A 4,140-nucleotide genomic window follows, 5' to 3' on the forward strand; every position below is an offset into this window, starting at 1 on the left:
GCCGGCTCTGCGCCCGCGGGCCGGAGCGGCCCGCGTCAGCCGTGGTCGGCGTCTGCCGGCGCGGTGTCTTTCGGGGCTGTTTTGGGACTGGTGTGGAGGACTTCGCGGGCCTGTTCGGCGGCGCGGGTGATGCTCTCGCTGATGAAGTCGAGGAAGCGGGCGACGCCCTCCAGGCGGACGGCGGCGGGGGTGTCACGGCCGAGGACGGCGACGCCCTGGCGCGCGGTCCTGACGACCTCGTCGTTGGCCCGGGCGCTGGCGATCGTCGCCTGGTAGAAGAGCTCGTTGTCGACGACGTAACGGTCGCGGCGCCCCTCGTCGCGTTCCCGGCGCACGAGGCTCTGGCTCTCCAGGAACGTGATGGCCTTGGAGATGGACGCCGGGCTGACCTGGAGGCGCTGGGCGAGCTCGGACGCGGTGAGGCTGCCCGCGTCGGAGGTGAACAGGCTGGTCAGCACCCGGGCCGGGATCTTGGGCATGCCCGAGCCCATGAGGACGGTGGTGAACGTCTCCTCGTACTCGGCCACGGCCTCGGCGTTCCGTCCGTGCGCCAGGGGAGCCGCCTCCTGCCCTCGGGCGGGGGCGGTCCTGCGCCGGTGGGCGCGGCGCTCGGTGGCGCGGTGGGCGAGGTTGGCGCGGTAGGCGGTGGGACCGCCGTTGCGCATCACCTCGCGCGTGACCGTCGAGGTGGGCCGGCCCAGGCTCCGGGCGATCTCGGCGTAGGGGAGGCTGTCGGCCAGCCCCAGCGCGATCTGCTGGCGTTCCTGCTGGGTGAGTCTGCCTCCCGGCATCGCGGTCTCCTCGGTGATTCCCGGCAACGGTCCATGGACCTGCTCACTATAGCGTTCACCTCTCGCCCATTGCAATGATCGATTCGAGGGATGTTGCGTTACCCCTTGGCTGGTTGCAACAGTTTTAGTCCTGTCACCTGCATCTATGTCGATTCTATGCAACGAGCGTGTTGCCCAGGAATGGAAAGCAACGTAGCGTTTCCAATGTCAGAAACGACCCGTGAGCAAGGGAGAGCACGATGCAGACGTTCGACACCCCCGCCCCGATCTCCGCCGTCCTGGACATCCCCGCCGGACGCGTCCGGCTCATCGCCGCGGACCGCACCGACACCACCGTCGAGGTCCTGCCCGCCGACCCCGCCAGGAGCCGCGACACCAGGGCCGCCGAGCGGACCACCGTCGCCTGCGCCGACGGCGTCCTGCGGATCACCGCCCCCGGGACCGGCAGCGGCCTCCTCGGCGCCACCGGATCCCTGGACGTCACCATCCGGTTCCCCGCCGGCTCCCGCGTCGAGGCCAAGACCGCCAGTGCCGAACTGCGTTGCGAGGGACGCCTCGGCGACATCGCCTTCGACGGTGCCTGGCGCCACATCCGGATCGACGAGGCCGCGAGCCTGCGCCTGACCGCGAGCGAGGGCGACGTAGAGGTCGGCCGGCTGGAGGGCCCCGCACGGATCAGCACCGCACGAGGCGACATCCGCATCGCCGAGGCCGTACGCGGCACGCTCACGCTGAACACCCAGCTCGGCGACATCACCGTCACCGCCGCTCCCGGCGTCTCGGCCGTCCTGGACGCGGCCACCGGCAGCGGCCGCATCGCCGACACCCTCAAGAACGACGGCACCGCCGCGCTCGACATCCACGCCACCACCTCCCGCGGCGACATCACGGCCCGCAGCCTCTGAAAAGCGCCGCCGCAACCACCCCCAGGCCAGGAGAAGCCCATGAACAAGAACAAGAACAAGAACAAGAACAACACCCCCTCGACCGGGCGGACATGGACCGGCATGGTCCCCGTCGACGACACGGCCCTCGCCGTCACCGACACCGGCGGCCCCGGCATCCCCGTCCTCTACCTCAACGGCCAGTTCGCCACCCAGGGCTACTGGCGGCGGGTCATCGCCGAACTGGGGCCCGGATGGCGCCACATCACCTACGACGAACGCGCCCGCGGCAAATCCAAGCGCTCGGCGGACTACTCCTTCGAGGCCGCCCTCCGTGACGTCGACGCCGTCCTCGCCGCCCGGGGAGTGGACCGCGCGGTGGTGGCCGGCTGGTCCTACGGCGCGTTCGTCGGGGCCCACTGGGCCCGCCGCAACCCCGCACGCGCCCTGGGCGCGGTCCTGGTCGAAGGCGCCCAGCCCTACGACTGGCTGGACGAGGCCATGGAAGCGCGGATCCGGAAACTGTTCCGCAGGATGGGCTGGTTCCTGCCCCTGCTGCGCCCCACGGGCCTGGCCCCGAGGATGAACGCCGACCAGATGGCCGCCACCAACATCGAACTCGGCAAGCTCGCCCGCGAACGCGAACTGGCCCCCGTACTGGACGACATCACCGTCCCGGTGCGCTACGTCGTCGCCTCCGGCGCGTCCCTGGGAAGCAAGGGCGACGAACAGGAACGCATCCGCGCCGCCCTCGACGCGGTGACCGCCCGCAACCCGAACATCAAGATCAGCGCGAAGGTCCCCAGCAACCACGACGCGATCCTGAAGAAGGACTACGCGGCCGTGGCCAAGGCCATCCGAGACGCCGCCACCCCCACCCGGGACACGAACTGACACCACACCCGCCCGACACCACCCGAGCCCCTCCCACGAGGGTGAACGCCACCTCAGCCGCAGCGTTCACCCTCATTCCTCCATTCCTCCCAGCGTCGGGTGGCAGCCGTCATAATTGGGGCATGCCCGCCACGCCGCAGTACCCAGATCCCGCGCCGTCCCTTGCCGGCACCGGTGCGAACCCGGGTTCCGGCAGCACGGATCTGGAGCTGTACCGGGAGAAATTCCAGCGACGGCTGCCGGATTCGCTGAGTGAGCTGCAAGGGCCGGCGGAAGGCGTCGTAGAACCGCCCGCCACGGTTGTCTGGTCGGGGCTGCGTGCTTTCGACCTCGCCAACGAACGTCAGAGGATGAGTGTCTGTACCGCACCGTTCTGGCCGAGGGGATGCGCAAGGACCTTTGTGCTCTTCTGAACCGCGACATCCTCCTGCGGTCGTGGCCCACCTTGCGGACCCTGGTCTCGACGACGGTCCGCGGTGTGTGGGAGGACCGGTTCTCGGAGCTACGGGCTCTGGCCGACGTACCTCCCGCCCAGCCCCCGGCCCGGCGACGGCGCACCAACCAGGGTCCGGCGGCCGCGTGAGACTTCCCGACCTGCACGCCCGCCTTCTGGCGGACGTCCTGGCCGTCGGCTCCACCCCCTAGTGATCACCGGCGGCTACGCGATCCAGGCCCCGAACTCGTAAGCCGCACCAGCCAGGACCTGGATCTGGCCGCCGACGCGGCAGCAGCCATGAACGAGATCACCGGCGTCGTCGCCGTCGGCCTGGAGAGCAAGGGCTGGCAGGTGCACGTCGTCGAGGTCGCCCCTCGGATGGCCCGTCTGCTTGCCACCGACGCGGCAACCGGCGAAGCCTGTGAGCTCGACATTCTGAAAGAGATCTTCCACAGGCCCCCGCGCAGACGGCCGCCGGTCCCACCCTGTCCCGGGACGACGACGTCGGGCTGAAAGTCCGTGCCCTGCACGACCGTGGCTTCCCCCGCGACGTCATCGATGTCTTCAGCGCCCGCGAGCTCTACACGTGCGCGCATGCCCCGTTGGGGACCGCGAACCGGGGGAGAGGTCACGGAAGATCGTGCAGCGGGTGACCGCCACCGATGGTGACCTGGGGGAAGGGACAGTGGGACTGCCCGGGATCTGCCAGTGTGACCTGGTGAGATACCGCTTCATAGCTGCCTTTGTGGTCCTCGCCTTCGCCGCGGCAGGCTGTTCGTCCTCCTCCGGGCCGGACACCGCCGTAGTCCGCCTCAAGGACCAACTTGCCGACCGGGACGGCATCGAGACCGGCGCCCGCCGGATGGTCGAGCTGATGGCACTGACCCTCCAGGGCTCGCTGCTGGTCCGGCACGCCCCGCCCGCGGTCGCCGACGCGTTCTGCGCCAGCCGATTCGGCGGCGACTGGGGCCACGCCTTCGGCACGCTCCCCGCGTCCACCGCCTTCGGCACGATCCTCGACCGCGCGCTGCCCGGTTCGGGAGTCAGCTTCCCACGGCCGGTGTAACGGCCTCGCTTTGGTGTATGACGCATCGTCAAAAGGCGTACGCCACTGGGCGTACGGCCTGGTGGCCGG

Annotated in this window: 5 protein-coding genes and 1 pseudogene; 5 read left to right on the forward strand and 1 reads right to left on the reverse strand. The window is 70.1% G+C overall.

Features of this window, described 5'->3' with window-relative positions; all coding sequences use genetic code 11:
* Window positions 1–35: 35 nt before the first annotated feature.
* On the reverse strand, window positions 36–791 hold the full coding sequence (locus ACWEBX_RS37780; protein WP_451889260.1) for a helix-turn-helix domain-containing protein: 756 nt from the start codon (window positions 789–791) through the stop codon (window positions 36–38).
* Window positions 792–1,030: 239 nt separating this feature from the next.
* Between ACWEBX_RS37780 and ACWEBX_RS37785 the strand changes: the two genes are divergently transcribed.
* The 5 genes and pseudogenes from ACWEBX_RS37785 to ACWEBX_RS37805 all read left to right on the forward strand — a co-directional run.
* Entirely contained in the window at window positions 1,031–1,696 is a 666-nt protein-coding gene (locus ACWEBX_RS37785) for a DUF4097 family beta strand repeat-containing protein (RefSeq protein WP_451889261.1), read from the forward strand.
* Between the two features lie 39 nt (window positions 1,697–1,735).
* On the forward strand, window positions 1,736–2,569 hold the full coding sequence (locus tag ACWEBX_RS37790; protein WP_451889262.1) for an alpha/beta fold hydrolase: 834 nt from the start codon (window positions 1,736–1,738) through the stop codon (window positions 2,567–2,569).
* Between the two features lie 122 nt (window positions 2,570–2,691).
* Complete coding sequence (locus ACWEBX_RS37795; RefSeq protein ID WP_451889263.1) at window positions 2,692–2,982, forward strand: hypothetical protein; 291 nt, start codon at window positions 2,692–2,694, stop codon at window positions 2,980–2,982.
* A 320-nt stretch (window positions 2,983–3,302) separates the two neighbouring features.
* Window positions 3,303–3,518, forward strand: a complete 216-nt coding sequence (locus ACWEBX_RS37800) for a hypothetical protein (RefSeq protein WP_451889264.1) — start codon at window positions 3,303–3,305, stop codon at window positions 3,516–3,518.
* 280 nt (window positions 3,519–3,798) lie between these two features.
* Window positions 3,799–4,071 (forward strand): annotated as a pseudogene (locus tag ACWEBX_RS37805) (DNA alkylation response protein); the annotation flags it as partial.
* Window positions 4,072–4,140 lie beyond the last annotated feature (69 nt).

The organism is Streptomyces sp. NPDC005070 (assembly GCF_053600395.1).